The sequence below is a fragment of the Pseudomonas sp. PvP025 genome, from assembly GCF_017832155.1.
Taxonomy (GTDB): domain Bacteria; phylum Pseudomonadota; class Gammaproteobacteria; order Pseudomonadales; family Pseudomonadaceae; genus Aquipseudomonas.
Window position 1 is genome coordinate 5,193,121 of record NZ_JAFIBJ010000001.1, and the last position, 24,358, is coordinate 5,217,478.

Consider the following 24,358-nt stretch of genomic DNA (forward strand, 5'->3'; position numbering starts at 1 on the left):
TACGCAAAAAGAAAAACGATCCATGACTGGTTGGCCGCCGCGAGCCTTGCTCGCCCTGTGCACTGTCGGCCTGTGCAATGGCGCCTCGGCCAACTTGACGTTCAGCGGAACGCTCAACGAGCCGCCGCCATGCACCATCGATGCGGGCAACACCATTGAGGTCGATTTTGGCGATGTCGGGATCAAGCGCATCGACGGCGTGAAATACCGCCGCGGGCTCGGCTACACCATCAGTTGCGGCACTGACACGCTGCCCTGGGAACTGCGCTTGAGCATCAAGGGCACACCCACCGGGTTTGATACGGCGGCGGTGCAGACCAATGTGCCGGCCCTGGGTATTCGGGTGTTCCAGAACAACCAGCCGTTTGCGCTGAATGCGCCGATGGACATCAGCCTGTCATCGCCGCCGACTCTTGAAGTCGTCCCGGTACAGCAGCCCGGCGCGATTCTGGCACCCGCCAGGTTTACGGCGGTGGCCACGCTGTTGGCCGAATACGAGTAGGAGTGGGTCTATGCGACATCCAATTGTTGAAAAGGCTGGGCTGGCGCTGCTGCTCGCGTGCGGCCTGTTGCCCACGGCGCAGGCAGCAGACAACCTCAGCTTCAAGGGCAACCTGGTGGAAGAGGCCTGCACGATCCGCCCCGGCGACGAGGCGATCTCCCTGGAACTCTGGGACCTGACCAGCAAGTACCTCTACCTCAACACGCGTTCGGTGGGGAAGGGCTTCAGGCTGCACCTGGAGGACTGCGACACCAGCGTCGGCAACACGGTCACCATCACCTTCGGCGGCCGGGAAAACCGCGAGCTGCCCGGGTTGCTTGCACTGGACAGTGGCAGCGGGGCGTCGGGTATCGGCGTGGGCCTTGAGACACCGGCCAGCAAGCCACTGCCATTGAACGCCACCAGCGACGAACAGGTGCTGACCAACGGCGCCAATGTGATCGAACTGAAGGCCTACGTGCAGGGTGAGCCCAAGGCTATCAGCGACCAGACCATCGGGCATGGCGCGTACACCGTGACGTCCACGTTTACCCTGGACTACCCCTAGCTCCCGCGGCCTGCCTGGGTCGAAGAATAAAGAGAGATCAAGATGAAGCAGATGCACGCAGTCATTGTGCTCCTGGCACTGATTGGCGTTACGACCACCGCGCAGGCTGTGGATTGCCGGGTCAATGGCGGACCCTGGGTCAACGGCAACCCCGACCTGCAGGTGCCCGTGACGGTTACTCTGAGCTCCGACCGCACGCGGATCCTGATGGAAGGCGCCAGGCTCGAATGCCGCTTTACCCCTGGTGGCCCGGCATGGGGCCAGGACTACTGGCGCTCGGGCAGTGTGGCAGGCACGCCCTGGTCGCCCGGGCCCAAATTTGCCGGAGAAGGAACCGGATTACGCATCAATGCGTCGTTCTACAACACGCCGGTTCCGAGCGGTATTCATCTGGCCACGATGCCTAACAACGGTGTGGGTTATCCGATCAACATCACGCCCTATATCGTGATGCACAACAGCCCGACCAACCCGATCAATGTTCGCATCGGGGACAACCTCGGCCTGTTGCGTCTCACCGCAACAAACAATTACGACTCCCAGGTGGCGCTACTTACCGTGACTTACAGCGCCGCCAACAATTTCGAGGTCTCGCCGTCAACCTGCACCATCAACAATAACAACGCGATTACGGTCGATTTCGGGACCGTGCACCAGCGCTCGATCGGTACCGATCCGTTGACAAGCACCACTGTCAGCAACCGCCGGTTGACCTATTCCTGTCCGGACGGTGGGATCAACTCGCCCATCACCATTACTTACCGGGGCACCCGCTCGTCGTTCGATTCGCGCCTGCTGCTGATGAGCAACCCGGACGTTGGCACTGCCATGGTCCACGCGGGGACTCCCGTCCCGGTCAACGGCTTGTTTCACACGCGCATCACCAACAGTGTCGGCGGCGATGACGTCACGTTCTCGCTGGTGCGCCGCGACGGCTCGATACCCACAGCGGGCGCCATCAGCGGCAGTGGTGTGCTGGTGATGGGCGTGCCCTGAAGCACTTGAACTCATAACCCCGTCTCTTCCTGGCAGGCTCAGCAAGCGAAATGTTTGCGCTGACCGTACCGGGTTGAGTAAGCAACGAGAAATGAAAATGAAAACACTCAAAAGCGCCCTCGTGCTTCTGCTCCTGGTGGGCATCAGCACGACCGCACAGGCCGTCGATTGTCGGATCAATGGCGGCGCCTGGTTTACGGGTAACCCGAACATGCAGGTTCCGGTGGCGGTCACCCTCAGCGCCGACCGCACGCGCATCCTGCTCGAAGGCGCACGGCTGGAATGCCGATACTCCCCTGGACAGGGTCCCGCCTGGGGCCAGGACTATTGGCGGACGGGCAATTCATCGGGCGCGCCGTGGACCCCCGGTCCCAAGTTCACCGGCCATGGCACGGGACTGCGTATCAACGGCGGGTTCTTTAACTCCCCGGTCCCATCGGGCATCCTGGTCGCGACCCTGCCCAATGACAAACAGACGTATCCGATCAACGTCAGCCCTTATATTCTGGTGCGTAACTTTCCGGCCAACCCGATCAACGTGCGCGTCGGTGATAACCTCGGCATGTTGCGTCTCACCAGTTCGAACAATTGGGATTCCAGTCAGCCGCAATTGAGCGTCCTCTACACCGCGGCCAACAACTTCGACATCTCGCCGTCCACCTGCACCATCAACAACAACGCCCCGATCGAGATCAACTTCGGCAACGTCCCGCAGCGCGCCATCGGGACCGATCCGCTGTCCACCACCATTGTCAGCAACCGCAGGCTCACCTACGCCTGCCCGGACGGCGGAGTGAACTCGCCCATCACCATTACCTACAAGGGCACTTCCTCTTCGTTCGATTCGCGCCTGTTGCTGATGAGCAACCCGAACGTGGGCACCGCCATGGTCCGTGCTGGCAGTGCAGTCCCGGTGAACGGCTCGTTCCTGACCCATATCACCAACAGCGTCGGTGGTGACGATGTGACCTTCGCCCTGGTGCGGCGCAACGGTTCCGTGCCGACCGCCGGCGCCACCAGCGGCACTGGTGTGCTGGTCATGGGCGTGCCTTGAGATAACAGCGCAGATCCATCGGGGGGGAGCAGGTGCTCCCCCCTTCCACCTTAAGGGTTTGCATCGATGACACTTCTCTGGATGCTCGGCGGCGCCCTGTTGTTACCCAGGCCAGCCCGCAGATCCATGTGGGAGGGGTCTACGACTGCCTGGATGCCGGACAAAGCAGCTATCTCAAGCAGGTGTTGAATGACGGGACTTCCACCGCCTTCGTCAAGGTCAATATTCTGGAACTGATTTACGACGCCGATGGCAGCTACCGCGAAGTGCCGCTCAACAGCCGCGCCGATGCCAGCGCCACAGATGGCCTGGCTGCCAGCCCCGCGCGGCTGATCATCCCGGCCAACGGTAGCCAGAGCACGCGTTTGCTGTTCATGGGCAATCGCCATAAGGAGCGATACTTTCGCGTGCGTTTTGTACCTGTGTTGCCGCAGACCGAAGATGAATTTGTCATCAGCGAGCAAGAGCGCCAGGCCTACACATACAGCCTGGCGTCGAGCGTTCGGGTGCTGATCGGCATTGCGCGCTATTCACTGCGCATCCAGGGCAACAGCGTGGTGGTGATCGATGAGTTCAAGGACTGCATTGCCGGTAACCCCCACGATTGCCGCCGCCCCCTCAAGCACCACGTCATGGCGGGGCGCTCCTTCGTGTTTGACAAGGAGCCAGGGCGCGAATACCGCTTCATCCTGATTGAAGGCAAGGTGAGAAAAGCCATCGAAATCAAAGGCTGACCTTTTGGCGGTGAGTCCATGGCAAACCGCGCTGGCGAGCGGGCAAGCCTTATGCCGTTCAATTAAGCGCAGATTCCTTGTGGCGAGCAGGCTTGTCCTGCGTTGGGCTGCGCAGCGGCCCCAAAAAACAGGCGCTGAGCCGAATCAGGTACACCGCGTTGTGCTTGATTGGGGGCGCTTCGCACCCCAACGCGGGGCAAGCCCTAATGCCGTTCAGGCAAAAGCAAATAGCGGGCTACACGGTGATACAATTTTTCTCCTTGTCTACCACCACTCATCAGCGTTTCCATTTGTTTGCACAGCGCATCGGCGGTTAGAGTTTCCGCCACTTAGACATGGAGGTCGAAAAATGAGCATTTGCCGTTTTACAGGAAGTTACAACACTGATGAATCTGACCCAAGTTTTCGCAACTCAAAACCGACGCCTGATCAAGCTCATCACCGCCGTCAACGAGGAGCAGACACTGCTGCTGGAGCACTTCAGCGGGAGTGAAGCACTCTCCACGCTGTTCAGCTTTGAGCTGTCGCTGATCTGTCAGGACGTCCGGCGCGAACTCAAATCCCTGATCGGCCAACCCGCCCACCTCGAAATCGAACTGGCCGACGGCGGCGTGCGCTATATCCATGGCCACAGAATGGCAGTCGACCACGCCTACCAGATAAAGCTGGAAGACGGCAGCACCGTGCAAGGCCTCACCGACGCCAGCGGCCTGACCGAGCGCGTCGAACGCGAGGCCATGCACCAGGCGCGAATCGCCGCGAAACGCGACCCGAAAGGAGGCAGCCAATGAGTGGTGATCAATACACCGTGGCAGAAAGCGTGACCCGGCTGATACCCAACTTCAGCACCGACCGCAAAATGGAAGTCCCCGCCGACCTGCCAGGGGTGGTGATTTTTCTGCATGGGGTGAATGACCCGGGGGCGTCTTATGAGTCAGTGGAGACGGGGTTGTGTCAGGGGGTGAATGAGCGGTTGGATCGGCCGGATTTGAAGGCGGGAAGGTATGGGGCTGTATACGGCGCGGCTAAAGATGCGCCGCCTGAAGAACTGAGCACTGACCAGAAAACCATCCTCGACGACCCAGACACCTATCTATATCGGCGTGATACTACCGACCCAAAAATCCGCAGCCTGATGATCCCGTTCTACTGGGGCTACCGCGCCGAGCCAGGCGAGATAAAGCGGGATAAAAACAACGACCCCACCAAGCTGCGCGATCAATACCAGGACGCGTTCGAAAACCGTCTGGACCGACACTTCGCCAAGGGTGGCGGTTTCTTCGCCAACGCCACCAATAACTTGCTGGAAATGTACAGGGAAGGGTTCAACAATTGGATGCGCCATGGTGCCCAACTCACCCTGAAAAAAACTCAGTACATGGGCCGGGGGCCTCATCGGCGTTATTACGTACTCGCAGCAACCCGGTTGGCCATGCTGATCAGCGAAATTCGACGCGTCTCGCCCGATGAAACCATCACCATCATGGGTCACAGTCAAGGCACCTTGATCACCCTGCTGGCCCAAGCCTTGTTGATCGATAAAGCCCAGCGATGCGCCGACACCGTCATCATGGTGGACTCGCCGTACAGCCTGATGCCCGGCGCCACCCCCAAAGGCCATGACACCCTCGCCACGCTGATCGGCATCGTCACTGCCATTACCGGAACGCCTCACGCGCAGCCACCACTGTCTGCCCTGCGAGAGACTAAAACCTATGGCGGTCGCACGGGCCCCAAATGGTCACCGACCCAGGGCACCCGCAAAAACAAAGTCGGCAACCTCACGGTTTTTCCCGAGCGGGACAATCGCGGCAAGGTCTATCTGTACTTCTGCCCCGATGACACCACGGTCGCCCTCGACACGGTGAAGGGTATCGGTACTTTTGGCGTACCAGACGTTGTGCCGGATTTCGGTCGGCCCGCCATGATGGCCCTGCAGTTTTTACGTTTTTATCAACGAATGTGGACAAAACGTGAACGCGACGGTGAACCGTTCACGATAGGGAAAGCCCCTCAACCAGACTTTCTCCGCGCAGGGGGCGAACCCCGTTACTCAGGGGACGACCAGTTCGTTGGGGTTATCTCGCGAACGGGCACTGCGGAGCGCGAAGAGCGCCTGATCAATGGCGAACCTCTAAACCCCCTGCACATACCGCAAATGTTCGGTGGTGAGGCCGTACCTGGAACCCGCAACACGGCAGGCCTGGACAAACCGGACGATGTCGCTATCGAGTCCGCGCTGGGCAACCCCCATGCACAATTCAATCGGCTAAAGATCGATGAACGTACGACAGCGTTCGATCTGGAGCAGGAAGCCAGCCGATGGAACGAGGGAAAGGAGACCGGCGATCACGCGCGCATGAGTCAAGTTAAAATCCCGAACGCGCGCATGGACGGGTCGCTATACATCCTCCTCAGGGAAGAGACCGCAAACGAGATTCGTGCCCGACTGAGGGATAAACCTGAATTGGAGCCCAACAGTTATCACTCTGCGATTTTACGCAGCCCCGAAAATCAGCGCTGGGTGACAGCGATGGATATTGCGGTGGGTCAGGCTCATTGCCTTGACGATCCGGTTATGCGGGAGGTGTTGGTGGCGATTGCGGATTGGAGGATAGACAAAAAACAATTTGCGATAATCAGCAAGCTGCCTGGGTGGGCGCGATTGAGTGAGGAGGCTCAAACATCGGTTAAGGCCAGTCTTCGTTATTACCAAGATGGAATTTTCCCTTCTACCGACCTGGTATCACTAACGCCACCTTCTCTGGTAGTTGGCTCTGCAAAAAAAGGAGCTGGCCAATGAAGGATCAACAGCAGTCCACTCGAACTTTACCCAACCTAAAGCCTTATCTCTGGATCGCTTGCGTGCTGCTCGTGGTTTGGGTTGGGTTTATCTGGATTGTTCAAATCAAAGCACAGGAACTCAACATGGCACTTCGCGATATGAAACCCGTAATGGCCTGGGGTATTGCCGCGATTGTCGGCCCGCTGTTATTGATATTCAGCATTCACTGGTGGGGCAATGCCATTGCTGGTGAGAAAGCGGAAATTGCTGCTTATCAAAACAGGATGGAAGCCAGAGACGCTGAACAGCGGGCCACTCGAGCGCGGACCTATGCGTTGGAAATACGTGGAGTAGGTCTTGGAATATATCAAGATGGCCAATCCGAAATTTGGCAGTTCATCGAAAAGAAGAGGAATAATTTCGTCTCCATTTACTCTCAAAATCCTAAGGACTACACAGACTCCCTAGACGCACGAGAGATCAGTAGAGATATCAAAATACGTATTGCTTTCAAACATTCAGCAAGCGAATCGGTAGCCTACTGGCCCATCCCAGCGTTCTCCATAGGCCCACCCAAACAACCCTCAGACACAGGCGCAGCGGACAGCATCCTCAACGGTCGCAATGCGGCCACCTTGGGCGTCACACTTTTCCTGTGGCAAGACGCCGAGAATACAACTCACGCGCAGGGCATGGTCGAGCGACTGTTCAAGTTCTTTGATGACAACCCTAAAGTCCCACAAGCGTTGATGGTCAGTGAAGACGGCGACGTGACTCGAAACGGCTTACGTGTAGCGGGAACTCCCGGACTGCAAAGCGCCCAAGTCGTACCCACCATCTACGAAAGCATGACCGGACTTCTTGTCACTCGCTCGGATCGCGTGGACCGTTACATACGCCCATTCGCCACTCACGAGCCTGAGGACAATCAAAATAAAAATACCGACATGGGCAAGCTCTGGGACTTTTACTGGAAGCAATCGCCCAAGTTCATCGACATATACGAGAACGCGGAACGCGCCAAAGGCGCCAAGGACCCCTTGGCCCCTGGCACCATGTCCACCGCCTACTGGCAGTCCCAGCTCCCCACCTTCTGGAAAACCATCAGCAACCGCGGCCCCGGTTATTTCGAGCCTTCCCCTTGGCTGCCCATCCGTTGGGCCGACCATCAGCTCAAGGAATTCGATACCGCGCCAATGCTGGGCTACCTGCACCGTCCCATCAAGGTCCCTCTGCAGGACGAAAGCGGCAAACGCCTCAAACCTGCCCTGCAAGTCAAAGCCCTGCAAGCTGGCTGGCTCAAAGCTCTGGACACCCTGCCTGACGGACAAAAACCGGTGCGCGTGTTCTACGACACCACCGACAACCTCGAAGCAGAAATCGCCCTGACCAACGCCTTGCACAGCCTCAATACCGACGGCCATGGCCTGGAAGTGGGCAACGTTGAGGAGGGTTATGACATCGGCCGGCGCCTGGGCAATACGGGCGTGAGTGGCGCCCTGGTGCAAATCAACCTGGCCACCATCGCCAGCTACCTCGACGGCGGCGCCAGCGCCGTGGTCTACGCCGGCAGCGATGGCAGCCTGACCGTGCAAATGATCAGCCCACCCAGTGATGCGCAGAAGGCGAAGAACCAACAGTACCGTGGCGCCGACCCCTTCAAGTTCGGTTCCCCAACAGGCGGGGCACCCAAAACATGAGCTATCCCATCTGCTTCGGCGACCCCACCAGCAGCGGCGGCAGCGTGGTGTCGTGCCAACTGGCCGGCACCCATACGCTCAACGGCAAAACCCCGGCAGTCAAAGGTGACAAAGCCTCCTGCCCGTTACACGGGGGCCTGTTTGCGTTTATCGAGGGGCATCCCCATCGACGCATGAACGCAATACCGGTGGTACTGCAAGGGCATCGGCTGGCCTGCGGCTGTCATGGCGTGGCGAGCCATGCGCTGAATGTGCGGGTGGTGTAGATGCGAGCAGAATATTGGAAACCAATAGGGTTCTTCGCGATATGAAACCCGTAATGGCCTGGGGCATCGCCGCTATTGTCGGCCCGTTGTTATTGATCTTCAGCATTCACTGGTGGGGCAATGCCATCGCTGGTGAGAAAGCGGAAATTGCTGATTATCAAAACAGGATGGAAGCCAGAGACGCTGAACAGCAGGCCACTCGAGCGCGGACCTATGCGTTGGAAATACGTGGAGTAGGTCTTGGAATATATCAAGATGGCCAATCCGAAATTTGGCAGTTCCAAAAGTGATCCGCCGTAGGGGCGGAACCGCCGGTAGCCGTTACCGCAGAAACGGACATGCACACCGAAAATTCGCCTTCGCGGGCAAGTCGCATCACCGCTCCTACATTTGATCTTCGCCGCAATGCTTATAGCAAACCCGCACCCCCTTGTGGCGAGCGGGCTTGCCCTAATGCCGTCAGTTAAGCCCGCGTGATGCTCGAAGCAACGAGCGGTGCGACTTTTCGGTGTACATATCGATTTGTGCGGTAACGGCGACTTAGGGTTCCGCCCTTACGGCGGCTCACTTTTGAAAAGCGCAAAAGTAAGCAAAACGCTCCTGCCCCAACACTCGGCACCTCGCCTAGGCTCGGTGTGCCCGAACGCAGGCTTTGGAGCGTGGGCCGCCGCGATGGGCCATCCTTGGCCCTGCGCGGCTAACCCGGCGTCCTGCCGGGTTACCCACGCTCCAAAACCTGCGTTCGGCCAGCGTGTTTGACGGGGCGCTCCAGATCAAAAGCAAAAGCGCGGCGGCCTGAGAGCCGACCGGAATGGTTTGCGAACGCTGTACAAAATGTGGGAGGGGGCTTGCTCCCGATGGCGTCGGCCCAGCAAACATTGATGTTGAAGACCCACCGCTTCGCGGGCAAGTCGAATCGTCGCACCGCCGCTCCCACAGGGGGGCTGCGTAGGGCTTGACCCCTCTCCACAAGCCGGCTGCAATTGGGCGCTATTGCGAACGATTGGTACGATCGGCAGCCGCAGTCAACGCGGCGCGGGTCAGGCGGCGCATCCATTCCTGTTGGTTGTAGCCCAGGTCGTTGAGCAAGCGGTTGTACAGATCGTCGTTTATGGGGGCATCGGTCAATACCACGCTTTCGGGGGCCTGCACCGCGTCGGCCAGGGTTTTGAGGCGCTCGCGCAGGCGATCGCGTTCGGAGGCCTCCAGGGTGTCGGCGCCGGCCCATTGTGCCTGCTCGGTCTGCAAGTCATCGAGCGCCAGAAAGCGCTCGCCATACTCGCGCTCGTTGTCGCTGCATTGGCTGTCGTAGGCATCACGCAAGTGCTGCTCCCACCAGGGTTCGAGCAGCATCTGATTGACCAGGCCGTCGCCTTCGCCCAGGGCCATCACCGAGGTAAACGCCTGCTCGATCCGTTCCGGGCTGACATTGGCGGTTACCCGGTAGAGCATGTGATCACTCAGCCAGGGCAGGTCGAGGCGATCAGCCAGTGAAGTCTGATACGCCAGGTGAACGTCCACTTCATCGATCTTGCCGGGCACTCCGGCGCGTACATCCGAGCTGAATCGCTGGCCCAGGCCGCCCTGATCCTTTGGCTTCAAGCGCCAGGCGATGTCCTGACCAACGACCTTTGTCAGGTGCTTCAGGCGCGCGCTGCCTTTGGCCAGGGTGACCAGTTGCGCTTCGAGTTCGGCGCTGGTGGGCGCGTTACGGTAGATTTCGCTGACCATCACCTCGACCCCCATCTCGTTGAAAATCTGCGCCCCGGCATCCGGGCACAAGCCGGGGAAGCTGGCCATCTTGAACAGTCGCTCACGTAACGGGCTGTCCTCATGGGCCGCCAGCAGCACGCGCCAAACCTGTTGGGTGAGCAGCGGGCGATTAGCGGTGTAGCGGCGCTGGTCACCGTCGTTTTCGAATTGACGCTCGAGCTGCAACGCCTCGATCACTTCGAAAAAACCCTGAGAGCCGTGCTCGCGCTCCAATGCTGTCCATAAGGCTTGCGACTCGCTGCGTTTGGAGGCCTCCATGCCTTCGAGCCAGAACGCGTTGGAACCACGCGGCTCATAGGTGCGGTTGGGGTCAAGGCCTGCGTCATTGCGGTAGGTTTCGTAACGCTCGCGTGACTCCTCGTTGAGGGTGCGCCGGTCCAGGCGTGTGCGCGCCACGAGCCTGGCCTGGGCCGAGCCCTCTGCAACCTCGGGCAGGTGGTTGATGCGCGTGCCGTGCAGTTCAAGGATGAACTCATCGCCGCGCGGATGCGCAAACAGCCCACTGGGCCAGTTGTCCACCTGTGTGTTGGAGAGGGCCAGCATGCGCAGTCCGGGCATCCTGCTGATGTCCGGTGCCTGTTGCAAAGGGTTGTTGCTCAGGTCCAGGCTTTTGAGGTGCTTCATGGTTTTCAACTGTGCGAGCTCGTCGTCGTTTAGCGCCATGCGATTGCCAGAGAGTTTCAGGTCGCGCAGGAAACGCATGTTTCGCAACGCCTTGGGCACCCGCGTAAGACGGTTGTTCGCCAGGTTGAGCCCACGCAACGAGGGCAGATGTTTGAGGAAGTCACTGTGGGCATCGCCGAATTCGCAGTGGGTGGCCTCCAACACCGTGACGTGTTCGAAACTGGCACTCAGGGTGGGCAGCCTGGGCGGCAAGGGCAGGTGGTTGAAACGCAGCACGGCGCCTTTTTGCACATGGCCCCAACCGTCGGTGTAGTCGGCGAACCGATCAGCCCAGCAGCGCTCGAGCAGTTGCGCAACCAGCTTCTTGGACGTACGAATATTGAGGTCCGCGTTCAGGCTGTCGATGTTAAGCGTGAAGGTGTCTTTCCAGTTTTGCAGCTCGACATGCAGCAACTGCTTTTCTGCTTCAAGGGCTTTGAGCGTGTCGCTCAGGTCAAACTCCGGAACCTCCTCCAGGAACAGGCTCACGCGTTCCTCGGTCATGTTCGGGAACAGCAATTGCAAGGTCTGCCGTGCGTGCTCAAGTCGGGTTTGCGCGGTTGCGCCGGTGCAGCGACTGAGCACGGGACCACCGAGTAACTCACCGGTTTCGCGCGTCTGGACAACGGGCACCGGCGGTTCGGCGAGGACTACACGGCGCTCGGCCAGGGAGGCCACACGCTGCTTGATCCATTGTTTGAGCGCGCGCCCTTCGCCCAGCTCAAAGCCCAGCGCATTGCGCTGCTCGGATGGCAGCGCCTGCAGGATCGCCCGGTACAGCGAGGTGCGCGTGGCGGCTTGCGGGTTGGCGGGATCGACGAAGAGATAACCCCGTGCATTGCGCACCAATATGCGCGTCTCGGCCGACAGCGGTCCGACTGCACAGAGCACCTTGCCAGTGGCCGACTGCTCGCGAATTTCCAGGCGCATCTTGCCAAACGTGTCGCTGTGGACCTTAAGGGCATTGAGCGCCAGGCGCTCGGACGCCAGTGGCAATGGTGCGGGCTGGTCAAACCCTTGGTAGGCCCGCGCCGATTCGTTGGCAAACGCCAGTTCCCGTGCCTGATTGCGCAGGCGCAGCGGCAATTGCTGCTGGCTGAGTGCTTCGCGCTCGGGCGGGGTGGCGCTGGCGAGCAGGGTGCGCGCGGTATTGGAATCCAGGTAGTCGAAGGGGTCGCGCAAGGTAACAAGGCTCGGGTCGTCGGTGAGTTGCCAGCTTTGATAGATTTTGTCGGTGATCTCGGGAGCATTGTGTAGCACCCGGTCGGCGAGTTGATCACGTAAGGCTTGCACCTGATGCTGTGGCGCAATGTCGCCAGCGAGCAAGGTGCCGACTGCGTCTTCATCGAGGTAGGCCAGTACCCGATCCGGCAAGTTGCCGGACAGCGCCTGGGATTGGCTGAGCGTCAGCGTATCGGCCTCGGTAGCTTCGGCATTGCCGAAGGTCAGGGCGGCGCCGGACGGGTTGCCGTCCAGGTACACGCTGAGCGCCTTGTCCCGGGGCCAACCTGGCAGTTCGGTGATGAGTTGTGGGAACCAGTCCGACGATGGCCCGTTGGGCAGTGGTTCACCGGCACGCACCTTACGGCTGACGGCCTCGGGAAACACCTGAGCTTCAAGACGCTCCAGGCTGGCGGCCAACAGCGGCGGCGTCGGTTCGTTGTAGCGGTACAGGCCGCGCAGGGTGCCTTCATCGGTGCCGCTGGCGATGCGCAGGTCTTCCAGTTGCTGGTCGCTGAAGCCCTTGACCCGTGGCCCCAGGCGCCGCATCAGCGTTTGGCTGTCCCAGCGTTGCGGCTGCTCGCCTTCATGCACGAAGGCGCCGTCGGCATTGAACACGACGCGCGGCTGGTAGGCGTCCGGGCGTGTGGGGTGCACGATGCGATGCTCATTCGCCTCGGCGTCGTGGCGCACCCTGTAGTGACGGTCCTGCAAGGCGCGCAGCCCCTCTGTCGAGCTGTCTGCGGGGTGGGCGTAGGGTGCGAGGTCCGGGTTCCACAGCTTGAGCTCGCCCCCGGTCGATGGCACCGGATGCATGCCCTCGACAAACGCCGAGAGTTTCGGGCGGATCACTTCGCCGACCTTGCCGGCACCGGCGAACACCGCGAACTGCACCAGGCTTTCCGCCACCCCCAACAGGTGTTCGGCAGCCTCCGCGCCCCGGCCCTGGGCCCAATCGAGCAGGCCTTCGAATGCCTCGTCGCAGAGTTGATACACGCTGTAGACCAGCATCATCTGGCCCAGCACCGGCACAAAGGGCGTGGCCACGAACAGCGCCGCGTTGAGCACATCCGAGAGGATTTTCTCCAGGTTGTCCCACCACGCCCAGCGCGCCAGCCGGTCGACGTAGGCAGTAGACACCGCCAGTTCGCGGGCGTCATTGACGATCTTGTTCAGCTTGACCCGGTACAGGTAGTGCCAGGGATTGTCCTTCTTCGGGTCGTCCGCGCGGTGGGCGGTGTCCTGGGTGATGTCCAGCAGGCTGAACTTCAGGTTGCTACCTGCTTTCACCTGCGCGAAGAAGGCACCGCGCTCGGCATGTGCCACGAATTGGCTGAAAAATACCGGGTAGTCGGGCCCGCTGCGTAACTGCCGCGTCAGCGTTTCGACAAAGGCCTTGGGCGAGGCGTATTGCTTGAGCGGGTGTTCGGGGTCCTGGGGCACCCAGGCGATGACGCGCCCGTGGGCTTGGCGCTGCTCCGGGTTGCTGGTGAACAGCATGACCCCGGCCAATGGGCTGCCGGCCACGCTCAGCGAGTAGCAGCGCAAACGCTGGCCATCGAGTGTTAGGTTGGCCGGGTTGTCGATAAAGCCCAGCAGCGCGTGATGCGTATCGGCCGGCAAATGATCGCTGTGCAGGCCCAGGTGCGCGCTGCTGCGCAGGTCCGCCTTGAGCTGGCTGACCACTTCAGCGCGCACCACGCTGGCCACTGCCGGTTGATCGAAGCCCAGAACAGTCCTTAGTTCGGCCTGGTAACTCGCGCCGATATCCAACGCGCGGCAGATCGCCTTGAAGTTATCGACCGTGAGTTTTTGCGCGGTGCTCTGATGCCGGATCGAGAGGATCTGGCGCTGGCCCCGGGCATCTTCCGGCCCCATGAAGGCATGGTCGACGAAGCGGTCGTCGGCGGCGAAGTTATGCAGGGCCATGTCCAGCAATGACAGGGTCTTGCTGTGTACACCGCCCTTGAGGTTGATTGACCACCAGGCCACAGGCGCGTCCACATAGACGCGCAGCGAGGTGTTGCGCACATCCACTTCGCCGTAGTGGGGCAGCAACGCGCCCTTGAGCAACGACTCGGCAAAGGCGCGCAGGTCGTTCAGCGGGCCGAGGCGTTTATCCAGCGCCGTCTGGGCCTGCCAATGCTCGGCAACGGCGGTCTTGAGCGCTTGATGCTGTGCAGGCGAGGCCCTGGGGTAGGGCACCGGCGTTCCGAGGCCATCGCGCTGGAGGGTTTGGATACGGGCCGGATTAGTGTTTTTTATCCACGCGGGCAGTGCGTTTTGGATCAGCTCGACATGGCGGCCCTGGAACGGGGCTGCGGATAAATCAGTAGGCATGATGTGAACCTGAATAGACCAGTTGAGCACCTGAGTCTATTCACTCGATACGCCTGAAATAAGCTTAAAAATTAGTCGGTTAGGCGTGCCTAACGGTCAACATTTCAGCGCTGAAAACTACCGGGATGCCACCCTTTTTTTAGCGCGCCACACACAGCGTGTTCGCGCCGGGTTGCAGGTACGGTGTGAGGATCGGTGCCATGCCCTTGAGTACCTGCACCGGCAAGGCTGAGGTGAAGGTGAAATGCTCGGCCGATGCGCCGGGCACGAACGCGGTGAGTGTGCCGAAGTGATGCTCGCCGATGTAGAACACGAAGGTCGCGGTGCGATTGACGGATTTTGAGCTGATCAGGCGCCCGCCGGCGCCCATGGCCTGGATGCGGTTATCGCCGGTGCCGGTCTTGCCGCCCATCGACAGTGGCGTGCCGTCCGCCAGTTTGAAACTGCCGGCCACGCGCTTGGCCGTGCCAGCATCCACCACTTGCGAGAGCGCGCCGCGCAACGCCGTGGCGACTTCACTGGGCAGTACCCGCCGCGCGCGGTCAGGGTCGCTGACCAGGTGTGTTTCGTAAGGGGTGCCAGCGGCAAAGGTCAGTTGGTCGATACGTACCACGGGCAGGCGCACGCCGTCGTTGAGGATGATGCCCATCAGGTCGGCGAGGGCGGCGGGGCGGTCGCCGGAACTGCCGATGGCGGTGGCCAGCGACGGCACCAGGTGATCGAACGGGTAGCCCACGGCCTGCCAGCGCTGGTGGATGTCGAGGAAGGCTTCGATCTCCAGCATGGTGCGAATACGGCTGTCGCGGGCGCTCTGGTGACGGCTCTTGAACAGCCAGCTGTAGACTTCCTGGCGCTCGAACTCGCTGGCCTTGATCACCTCGGTGAAGGTCGCCTCGGGGTGGTTGAACAGATAGCCGAGCAGCCACAGGTCCAGCGGATGCACCTTGGCAATGTAGCCCTGGTCCGGCAGGTCGTAGGCGCCGGGACCGTAGCTCTGGTAGAGCGTGGCCAGGCGTTGGTCGCTGAGCGTGTCAGCGATTTTGAGGTGCGCGCGCACGAAGCTGTTGAAGTTCTCCTGACTGGCCCGGGGCAGCAGGTAACGGTGCACGGCGGCCAGGCGGATAGCGGTGGGGTGCAGGCTGTCGATGAACGTGTCGAGCCGCGCCTGGGTGTCCTTGTTGCGGTATTTTTTCCAGAACTTGAGCAGAAACGCGCTGCCTTCACGGTCGGCGAATCTGGCCAGGTATTCCTGGCGGCGCGGGTCGCTGTCGTCCTTGAGCAATTGCACGCTGGTGCTCTCATTGGCGTAGGTGACGTAGCGCACCACATCACGCATCAGGCGAATGAATGGCAGGTTGATCGACTCGCGCAACGCATCGCGCAAGGTCGGGTTGCGGCCGTTATCCTCGTTGCGAAAGTTGTGAAAGCGGTGCAGGCCGCCACCGGTAAAAAACGCCTCGCCGGGATTGGCCGAATAGGTGCGGTCGAGGGCCGCGTCGAGCATCTTCGACAACCTGCGCTCGGGGTTGCGTATCAGGTAATCCAGGGCCCAGCGCGACAACGCATCCTGTTCGGTCACCGCTATTTTTTTCAGCGCCTCGGCGGGTTGCGCGGCGTAGCGCCCGTGCAACTCGCTGATGATCTGCAGGTAGGTGGTCAGCACCCGCAGTTTGGCGGTAGAGCCCAGTTCCAGTTTGCTGCTCTGATTGATGTCGAACGGCTGGTCGGTGTTGTCCGTTTGCACCCGCACGCGCGCACCGCCTGGGGTCAGTTCGAACAAGGTAAAGCTGTAACGCACCTGGGGCGTGCTTTGCGCGGTGAGCAGGCGCGGGCCGAGCAGGCCGATCTGCCCGGCGAAGGTCGGATCGGCCAGGCGCTTGAGGTAGTCGGTGGCCTGGGTTTGCAGGTCGTATTGCAGGGTGCTGCTGGCGGCCAGGTCGAGGCGGTCCAGGTCATACAGCGGGCGGTCGAGCAGGCTGGCGAGGCGGCTGCGCGCGACGGTGATGGCCTTGTTGGTGTCCACCGGCTGCAGCGTCGGCTGCTGTTGCCAGTCGCGGTAGGTGACATGCCTGGCGAGTGCGGCCGCGGCCAGCGCCGGGTCGATCACCTTGCTTTGGGCCAACAGGCGGATATGGCTGTCGGTCAATTGCGCCAGTTCGTCACGGCCCTTGTTCAGATAGTGCGAGGGCCGCCGCTGGGCGATCATCAGCGACAGCACCTGGCGCAGGGCCAGGCCTTTTGGCGCGAGGTCCTGCGGTGCATCGTCAGCCAGCAGCGCATTGACCTGATTGAAGTCGGCGCCGAACCACACCCGCAAACCTTCGGCCATGCCATGCACTTCGCCGTGCCCCGGCACAGCCGAGAGCGGCACGGTGTTGAGGTAGTCGCGCACGATGTTCTGACGGCTGGCCAGGGTGTCCGGCCCCGGTTGATAGGCCCTGACGCTGGCGGAAATCATCTGGCGGATTTTCTCGCCGCCCGACAGGGTCAGGCCGTCGGGCGAATGGCGGTACTTTTCCAACTGGGTGGCGAGGGTGCTGCCGCCGGCCGTTTGCCCAGGCAGATGCAGGAGCCGGGCCATCTGCGACCCGGCAGCCCTGGCGAAGCGCGGCCAGTCCACGGCCGGGTTGGCCGTGGGGTGTTGGGGATCGAGCAAGTCGCGGTCTTCGATAAACAAAAGGCTTTGCACGACCTGCGGGGGGATCGCGGCGAAGCTGGCATACAGCTGTTGCGGGTAAGTAAAACTGTACAGCGGCTCAGCGTGGCAATCGGTGAGGCTCAGACCGGCCTGGACTTTTTCGGCGTAGGGCACGTACAGCCCGCGCTGGGCGTAAGCCATCAAGGCCGGGGAGAAGCGCGCCTGCGCCGCGATCAGGTAGTTGCGCTTGAGCAGGCGTGGCAGGAATTCATCGAGCGCGCTGTAGCCCAGGCGCTGATCGAAAGGGCCGGCGCCGGGGTAGATGATCGCGTCGCTGGCACCGGGCTCCACGCGGTAATCCAGCGACGCGGCAAACGGGCTCAAGTGCTCGGCTTGCAAGCGCGAGGTGCGCATTTCGTTGCTCGCGGACCACCCCATCGCCACCAGCGCGATCACCACCACCAGCCACATCAGCCGCCACCATTGCGCTCGCGAGCGGGGGCCTTGTGGCAAGGGCGGCTGATCCGCGCTGTCGGTGTCTACCGCAGCTTTGTTCGAATCGGTTTGCCATAAAGCGCCCATAGTCGATTGATCCCTTCACGCCGATTGATTGGACCTGAATGAAGCGTAGTCGCTGGCGGCGCTGTGTGAAAAATTACTCGGACGCTTGGCTCACACGTCGCAATGCGGCCTGTGTGGCCAAGGTGAGCTGGCGCACCAGGCGGTTGTGTTCGTCGTTCTCCAGGTCAACCAGTGACTGACGTCGCTCCAGGTATTCGTCCGACTGCTTAGATGGCAGTTGTTTTTCCAATAACTGCACTTTGTATTCGATGGTCTCTTTCACGGTAGCAAAGGGCTCCGGGTGACTCTTGGTCAAGTACTCTATCCAGAACGCTTCCATCAGCAGCCATTCCTGCAAGGCCGGGCTTTTGCCCAGACGTTGCAGTTGAGTGCGTGCGTCTTCAAGCACTGCGGGGGTCACGTAGCTTTCAACGGTGTACAGCAACTCCAGTGGGTAAAAGGGCAGGTTGAACTCCTTGGCCAGGCGCGCGCGGAAAAAAATCGTGACCTCAGCCGGGTCAACCTCTTGGCCAGCCAGTTCTCGGGCATGAATGAACTTGTCGGAAATATGGTCCAGGTGGTTCAGGTAGAAGCGCCCGGTGGACAAGGCGATCAACGCCCGGTCGCTTTCGTAGGTGCGGCTCAGTGACTTGGACTGGTGGATCCGATGTTCCAGTTCCATATTGGTAAAGGCCAGCAGTGCACTGTCACCGCACGTCCCGGCCCCATAGGTGTTCAGGCACACGTTGTTGCGCAATTCGGTGGAATCGCCCATGGCCTGCAGCAAGGTCCAGACCCGAGTGGTGAGCGCTTGCCTGGCGTCGGTCGAGGCCTTGTAGGCGAACGTCTCTGGCAGGTCCCGGAGTACCTGGAACACATCGTCGGCGCGTACTTCTTCATTGGCGCGCAACTGCTCCCACAACCAGCTGCGTTCGGTTATGTCGGTGGCGGGGACGCCGGTGAGCCACAGGTTGATGTCGTCAGACTCCGGCGTGTTGTGCAGCGTAGCCTGCGGCGCGTCCACGTTGATGGGCCTGGGAGCCACGGCGTAGCGAATTCGCCGGCGGGCGGTGTCGGACAGCGGGTTGCCATGCAGGAAGGTCTCGCCTTCGGTCATTGACCGCGGGCCCGTGAACACCTGCTCGGGAACGCTGCTGATCAGGTTGTCTTCCAGGAACAGGGACCACAGCTGAGTCAGTTGCCAGGTGCCGGAAGGCCACTGGGTAATCCGGGTATTACGCAGGTTGAGTTTTCGCAGCTCACTGAGCCGGCTGACGTTGGGCGCAATGGCGAGCCTGTTGTGGCTCAAGTCGAGGTATCGCAGGCGGGTCATGTTGGCCAGGCGTGCCGACGATTCTTCGTTCAGCACCAACTGGTTGTAGGACAGGTCCAGTGAGATGAGTTGAGTCATGTCGGTGATGGCGGTGGGCAGTTCGGTCATGCCGCACCGGATGTGCAGTGATTTGAGCCCCGGAAACTTTTGCAGAAAGAGGTCGGCGCTGTCGGGAAACGCGCTGCCCAGGAGTGCCAGGTGCTCAATGTGGGCGAAGCCGGTCAACCCTGCCAGGAACAAGGCGGGAGGCAGCCCACCATGGTCTATCCGCAGCTCCAGCGAGGGTATTAAGAACAGGTCGTGCACGTAGGTATGCCGGCCATCGCGCCGCCAGGCCTGGCGAAGCAGTTCGGCCGTGAACAGGCGGTTTTCCCTTTGCAGTTCGAGAAGGTCGTTGGGGCCATTGTCCGATTGAGGGGCTTGCGCCCAGCGCCTCAATTCGGTGTCCATGGCGTCGTATTCGGCCTTGCGCCTGTCCAGTTCGATCAGCGCGGCGGGTTCGCTCAGGTTCATCGAGTGGATAACGGCCCGGGCTTCGCGCCTGCTCAGGCTGGGGTACAGCTCGCGGGCCCTGGAGATCAGGTCGGGTGCGCCATTACCGCCGGAAAGCCAGCGCAATCCCCATATCGGGTACGCCAGAAACGAGCGGTCGACGTGCAGGGGTGGCTGCATCCAGGGCTGCAGGTGGGGCAGGTCCAGCCAGCCTTTGATTTCAATGCGGCGGCCGAGGGCCAGGGCGACGATCTGCTCGCGCCAGACTGACACGTCACCCTGCTCGGTGATGCCCAGGGACGCCTTTTCGCTGTCAGACAGAAGATGTGCCAACGCCTCCAGCAGTGAGTTCGACGCACTGCCCAGCGTGCCACCTTGAGCGTCATAGGCTTGATACGCACGGTTGCTGCGGGCCAGCCGACGGCGCGATGTACCGTCCAGGTGCCCCGCGCTTTCCAGCAATGGCCCCTGGTAGGTGTCTTGATGAATATCGACACGCAGGTTTTTTGGCCAGTCCGGCAGGGATTTGAGCAGGTTCAAGGCGATTTTGTCGCTGTCCGCGTTGGCGCAGGAGGGCAGGTAGAGGCCTTCGAAGGCCCGGTTCAACCGCAGGTCGTGGCTCGACAGGCGAGCCTGTTCCGAGAGCCGCAGGCCCACCTGGTTTTTTTCATGCAGTTGCTTGAGTTCCCGAGACGTCGCGTGACCCAGGATGACCTTGGCGGTGCTGGCAGGCAGGCTCGGGTACTTGGCCTTGAGGCGCTGCACTTGCTCGGAGCCATCGCGTTCGCTGCGTGCATAGATTGAATTGAGCAGTTTTGCGCGTTCCTGCTCGGTGAACGAGAGGATTTTTTCCACCAGCTTGAACAGACGTTCGTCGTCGGAAGTGGGCGTTTCGCCCAGCAGGCCTTCGCACACTTTGTCGTGCTCGAGCACGGTTGGAAGCAGCTTGCCGCTGTTGTAAGCCTGATCCGTCACCTTGACGGCCTGGACGTTTGGCAGATTGCTGTCCGGGTATTGTTTGAGCACGCGCTGCTCGTTGTCGACAATTTGAAGCACATGGTCGGCCGGCCAGCCTTTGATCGCGGTCAGCACCAGTAATTGCAGCTCGGGGCGCGCAGGCGCGGCGGTCGGGTCGGTGCGCATTGCTTCGATGAACAGTTGGATTTCGTGATCGATCTTGAAGCGTTTGCAGGTGTCGGCCAGTAGTGGGGGCGCGGGCTTTGCGGTGCAGTGAACCTGACGCAGGGCTTCGGGGGACGTGTCGGTCAACGCCATGATTTTGCCGGCGATTTCCTGGGTGAATAAGTACTGCTGATTGCCCAGGCGATAGAGCAGGCTGTGGTCGTCCCAGGTCATGGGGTTGTCGCTCGACAGGCGCCAGGCACCCTCGCCGTTCTGCTCGAGGGTGGGGGTGTTGACACCGGATTTTTTCGGATGGACCAGGCGCCACTTGAACAGGTTTTTATCGAACATGATCTGATACAGCGCGCCCAGCAAGGGCAGGTAGACCCGGGTGTTGAACTCGAAGACGCCGTTGGTCGCGGGCTTCATGTCCGGCGGCAGCTTCGGTTGTTGTTCGTATTGCACCAACGAGCGGTCGACCAGGCTGACGAATCTGTCGGGGCTGCGCTGGGCGCCCATGTAGTCGCCCAGTGTCTTGCGCAAACCCTTGGCATCGCTAGCACTGGTCATCCCCAGCAGTTGGCGTTCATGGGGTTGCAGCACCGAGCCGATGGACAGGTAGAAACTGTCGACGACGGGCGCCACCGGAATCTCGCCGCCGTTGCGCATGTCGTAGGCCCGGTAGTCGCCGGCGCCGTAGTGACGCAATTCGACGGTCAGGTCGTCGGGCCCGGTGGAGATATAGGGGGTTTGGCCCCCTGCTTCGGTAATGACGAATGGGCGTTTGAGAGTGTTGCGAATCAGCGCCGCGGCAAATTCCCTCGCCCACTGGTCAGTGTCTTCGGCGTAGTCGCGTGGGTGGTACAGGCCGTCAATCACCGCGTCGATGCGCAGCACGGTGCGCTGTTGGTCTATCAGGTCGCGCAACTCGACCGGCAGGGTGCCGTGTTGCAAGTAGGCGGTTTGCTGACGGGCCGTGAGGGGTTGCTGTTCCAGCAGGCGCTCAAGGGTTGTGGGAGCGAGCGGGCGGTTGAGGTCGCGCAGTTTTTTCAGCAAGGGGGCAGGCGCCACCAGCCGTGGCGAGGCCTTGAGCGGCAAGAAGCGGCGGGCCTCGGCGGGGGGGACCAGGTCGGTTTTTTCGTAACCGTCGTAGTTGACCACGGTGCTGAACAGGGTCGTGCGTTCGTGGCCGGCCAACGTCGCCACCTGCTGGCGCACGGCCTGGATACGCTGGCCTTCGGTATGGGTAATCACAGCGTCCTTGCCCAGGGTCGAGGTGGCGGGCTGTTGCCGTATGATCAGGCGCAGCAGCGGGTCAAGCGTACCGGGCGGCAGACGCTGGTTGTCGACATCGGCGTAGCGGCCGTCTTCCTGCCGGGTGAGATTTACGCTGTGCGGTTTGGCGGAGAGCTTGGCCGACGGGCTGTAGGTTTCCATCACCCTGCCTTGTTCGTCGCGCACGCTGAGCAGGGTGTCGGCCGGCCAGTTGGGTAATTGTGTCAACAGGCTGAACACCAGGCCGTCGGCGTGGGGTGGCAGGTAGCCCGGTTCATTGAATCGCTCGGCGATCTGCCGAATCGCCTGGTCGGCCTGCATGCGCCGCACCCCTTCGATCAGGTTGAGCGGGGCAGGCTGCGCACTCCACACGGCGTCCAGGGTCGTGCGGGTGGTGGCTGTGCTGCGCAGCATCAGTTCCAGATCGGCAACCGCAATGATGTCCGAGCCATTGGGCAGCATGCGTTGCAGCAGTTGGGGGTCGGAGAGGGTGTGGGTGTTATTCAGGTCGAAGACCCACGCCTGCAAGGCCGGCTCGAAAATGATCGGCGGCGTGTATAGGCCGCCGTTGGTGTGCCTGAGCACATAGCGCATGGTGTTTGCGTCGTGGCTGACCTCGACCACCCGGGTCTGGTCGGCATGGTGCAGCTTGGCATAGGTGCGGTCTTGCACGTGATAAAGGCCCAGCGCGTCCGCTTCGCGGCCGTCGAGCAGGTGCTGCGACGCATGGGCATAGGGCTGGGCGTGGGGCCGCCACAACTCATCGACCCCGTCGGCGCGCGTGACCTTGCGCGGGTTGCCCAGGCTGTCGAGGTAGTTGAGCATCCGCCGTCGATGGGCGCGTCCGGCCACGCCGATCAATCGGCCGCTGATGGCCAGATCGGCGACATCCGACAGCGCCGAGGCGAAGCTGCCGGCTTCGCCTTTGACCGCCGCATCCAGGCCCTGGCCAAGGCTGTAGGTCATGCTGCCCATCACCGCCAGTTGCATGATCCGGTTCATCCCGGTGACACCGCCGGGCATGGGGGTCAGCAATAGTTGCAGGATCTCCCCGGCGACCGCTGCGACGCCATCCTTGAGCGCCTTCCAGTCGGCTTCCGAGCGGGTGGTGGCGAGGCTGGACAGGTCGGTCTGATAGCGCTGGATATGCCGCCCGACCAATGTGTTCACCAGTGACAATGTGCGCCCGGTCTTGGCGTCGGCGGAGAAGCGCACGCTGTCCAGCGTACGTTCCGGGAAGACCTCGTGGAACCCGTCATACAGCTTTGAGGCCAGCCAGCTCATGCCCTCGGGGCGCGGCTCCTGGGTCAGCAGTGGCTTGAACACCGACATACCGATCAGGGGCAACTGCCGGGAAAACCAGCCCAGGTCCTGTTGCTGATGACTGGTCTTGAGTTGCTGGCGAAGGCTGCTGTTCGCGCCCTTGGCATCCGCGTGATAACGGAACGCGCCACCGGGGCGCAGGGGGAAATATGACACCACCCCGAGGCTGGCGACGCGGATCACCAGCAGTGGCAACGGGATCGAGGTTTCCCAGGGTACGAAGGGCACGGCCACGATGGGGGTGGGCGCGCCGTTGAGGTTCAGAGTGTCGAAATCCAGCGGCGGGCCGTCCGGTTCGAGGGCGTTGCGCAGGGTGTCGTACATTGATTGCGCAAGGCCGGTGGCGGCCCGGGTACGCCATGATTCCAGCAGCTCGAAGCGCAACATGGCCCGGGTCGCGCTAACGAACAGACTGCGCAGATTGCCATTGACGGCCAGGGCCGTCTGCAGGCGCACTTGCAACTGGCCCCCGAGGTTCAGTTCGCGGGCAATGTTGATGAATGCCAGGGCGTCGAGCGGCTTACCGGGGCCGATAATTCTGCTCGACTCCACCAGGCTATAGCCTGAGTCCTGTATGACGGAATGGGTGAAGCCGAAGTTCAGGCAGGCGGCTTCCCACAACGTGACACGTTTGGTGTGCAGTGTATGGCGCCATTCGTCATAGGCGCGGCGCGGCCGCGATTCCGGTACACGCACCGGCGGGTCCAGGGGGAAGGGTTGCTCGCGTTTTTGCAGGTAGTCGGTTTCGAAGTGCAGTTGCTCGGGATCGCGGCCATCGAGTCTGGCGCGCAACTGCGTCATGCCTTCGGTCTTGAAGGCCGAAATCAGCGCGGCCTTCTTGGCTTCGAGGTCGGCAAGCGCCTGTTGTGCTTCGCGCAGCAATGTGAGGTAGTCGGCCTGCTCTTGTGCGCTCAGCGTGTGCATGGCCTGTACCACGTTGCGCTGGATCAGTTCCAGCGCCTGTTGCTGGCCCCATTCTGTGCTCGATTGCAGATTGCCGGACAGGTCGTTGAGGAGGTTGTAGGTGGTCACG

The 24,358-nt window shown here is 61.3% G+C and carries 13 protein-coding genes; 10 read left to right on the forward strand and 3 right to left on the reverse strand.

Going from position 1 to position 24,358, the window contains the following annotated elements:
• The first annotated feature begins 22 nt into the window (after window positions 1-22).
• From JOE32_RS22630 to JOE32_RS22675, 10 genes are all read left to right on the forward strand, one after another.
• Window positions 23-502, forward strand: coding sequence for a fimbrial protein (locus JOE32_RS22630; RefSeq protein ID WP_209989154.1), 480 nt, complete (start codon window positions 23-25; stop codon window positions 500-502).
• Between the two features lie 10 nt (window positions 503-512).
• A complete protein-coding gene (locus JOE32_RS22635; protein WP_209989157.1) occupies window positions 513-1,049 on the forward strand; it encodes a fimbrial protein in 537 nt (178 codons plus the stop codon).
• 42 nt (window positions 1,050-1,091) lie between these two features.
• Window positions 1,092-2,045 (forward strand): fimbrial protein, encoded by a 954-nt coding sequence (locus tag JOE32_RS22640; protein ID WP_209989160.1) that lies wholly within the window; start codon window positions 1,092-1,094, stop codon window positions 2,043-2,045.
• 91 nt (window positions 2,046-2,136) lie between these two features.
• On the forward strand, window positions 2,137-3,099 hold the full coding sequence (locus JOE32_RS22645; protein WP_209989163.1) for a fimbrial protein: 963 nt from the start codon (window positions 2,137-2,139) through the stop codon (window positions 3,097-3,099).
• A gap of 62 nt (window positions 3,100-3,161) precedes the next feature.
• Complete coding sequence (locus JOE32_RS22650; protein WP_209990699.1) at window positions 3,162-3,833, forward strand: molecular chaperone; 672 nt, start codon at window positions 3,162-3,164, stop codon at window positions 3,831-3,833.
• Between the two features lie 386 nt (window positions 3,834-4,219).
• Window positions 4,220-4,624, forward strand: a complete 405-nt coding sequence (locus JOE32_RS22655) for a contractile injection system protein, VgrG/Pvc8 family (RefSeq protein ID WP_209989166.1) — start codon at window positions 4,220-4,222, stop codon at window positions 4,622-4,624.
• On the forward strand, window positions 4,621-6,636 hold the full coding sequence (locus JOE32_RS22660; RefSeq protein ID WP_209989170.1) for a DUF3274 domain-containing protein: 2,016 nt from the start codon (window positions 4,621-4,623) through the stop codon (window positions 6,634-6,636). The genes JOE32_RS22655 and JOE32_RS22660 overlap by 4 nt, the downstream gene beginning before the upstream one ends.
• A complete protein-coding gene (locus JOE32_RS22665) occupies window positions 6,633-8,318 on the forward strand; it encodes a DUF2875 family protein (protein ID WP_209989173.1) in 1,686 nt (561 codons plus the stop codon). The genes JOE32_RS22660 and JOE32_RS22665 overlap by 4 nt, the downstream gene beginning before the upstream one ends.
• A complete protein-coding gene (locus tag JOE32_RS22670) occupies window positions 8,315-8,584 on the forward strand; it encodes a PAAR domain-containing protein (RefSeq protein WP_209989176.1) in 270 nt (89 codons plus the stop codon). Before JOE32_RS22665 ends, JOE32_RS22670 begins: the two co-directional genes overlap by 4 nt.
• Before the next feature lie 53 nt (window positions 8,585-8,637).
• Window positions 8,638-8,874, forward strand: a complete 237-nt coding sequence (locus JOE32_RS22675) for a DUF2875 family protein (protein WP_245229097.1) — start codon at window positions 8,638-8,640, stop codon at window positions 8,872-8,874.
• Between the two features lie 700 nt (window positions 8,875-9,574).
• On the opposite strand, the gene JOE32_RS22680 is transcribed toward JOE32_RS22675, so the two are convergent.
• The 3 genes from JOE32_RS22680 to JOE32_RS22690 form a co-directional block, all read right to left on the reverse strand.
• Window positions 9,575-14,581: an NEL-type E3 ubiquitin ligase domain-containing protein gene (locus JOE32_RS22680; RefSeq protein WP_209989178.1), complete on the reverse strand. Its 5,007-nt coding sequence runs from the start codon at window positions 14,579-14,581 to the stop codon at window positions 9,575-9,577.
• Window positions 14,582-14,720: 139 nt separating this feature from the next.
• Window positions 14,721-17,801, reverse strand: coding sequence for a transglycosylase domain-containing protein (locus JOE32_RS22685; protein ID WP_209989181.1), 3,081 nt, complete (start codon window positions 17,799-17,801; stop codon window positions 14,721-14,723).
• A gap of 73 nt (window positions 17,802-17,874) precedes the next feature.
• The gene (locus tag JOE32_RS22690; RefSeq protein WP_209989187.1) at window positions 17,875-24,357 is read right to left on the reverse strand and encodes an NEL-type E3 ubiquitin ligase domain-containing protein; all 6,483 of its coding nucleotides are present in this window, start codon (window positions 24,355-24,357) and stop codon (window positions 17,875-17,877) included.
• Between the last annotated feature and the right edge of the window lies 1 nt (window position 24,358).

Coding starts and splice junctions, on each gene's coding strand:
- JOE32_RS22635 (WP_209989157.1), top strand. CDS start 513: ATGCGACATCCAATTGTTGAAAAGGCTGGGCTGGCGCTGCTGCTCGCG.
- JOE32_RS22660 (WP_209989170.1), top strand. CDS start 4,621: ATGAGTGGTGATCAATACACCGTGGCAGAAAGCGTGACCCGGCTGATA.
- JOE32_RS22655 (WP_209989166.1), top strand. CDS start 4,220: ATGAATCTGACCCAAGTTTTCGCAACTCAAAACCGACGCCTGATCAAG.
- JOE32_RS22685 (WP_209989181.1), bottom strand. CDS start 17,801: ATGGGCGCTTTATGGCAAACCGATTCGAACAAAGCTGCGGTAGACACC.
- JOE32_RS22630 (WP_209989154.1), top strand. CDS start 23: ATGACTGGTTGGCCGCCGCGAGCCTTGCTCGCCCTGTGCACTGTCGGC.
- JOE32_RS22680 (WP_209989178.1), bottom strand. CDS start 14,581: ATGCCTACTGATTTATCCGCAGCCCCGTTCCAGGGCCGCCATGTCGAG.
- JOE32_RS22645 (WP_209989163.1), top strand. CDS start 2,137: ATGAAAATGAAAACACTCAAAAGCGCCCTCGTGCTTCTGCTCCTGGTG.
- JOE32_RS22640 (WP_209989160.1), top strand. CDS start 1,092: ATGAAGCAGATGCACGCAGTCATTGTGCTCCTGGCACTGATTGGCGTT.
- JOE32_RS22670 (WP_209989176.1), top strand. CDS start 8,315: ATGAGCTATCCCATCTGCTTCGGCGACCCCACCAGCAGCGGCGGCAGC.
- JOE32_RS22665 (WP_209989173.1), top strand. CDS start 6,633: ATGAAGGATCAACAGCAGTCCACTCGAACTTTACCCAACCTAAAGCCT.
- JOE32_RS22675 (WP_245229097.1), top strand. CDS start 8,638: ATGGCCTGGGGCATCGCCGCTATTGTCGGCCCGTTGTTATTGATCTTC.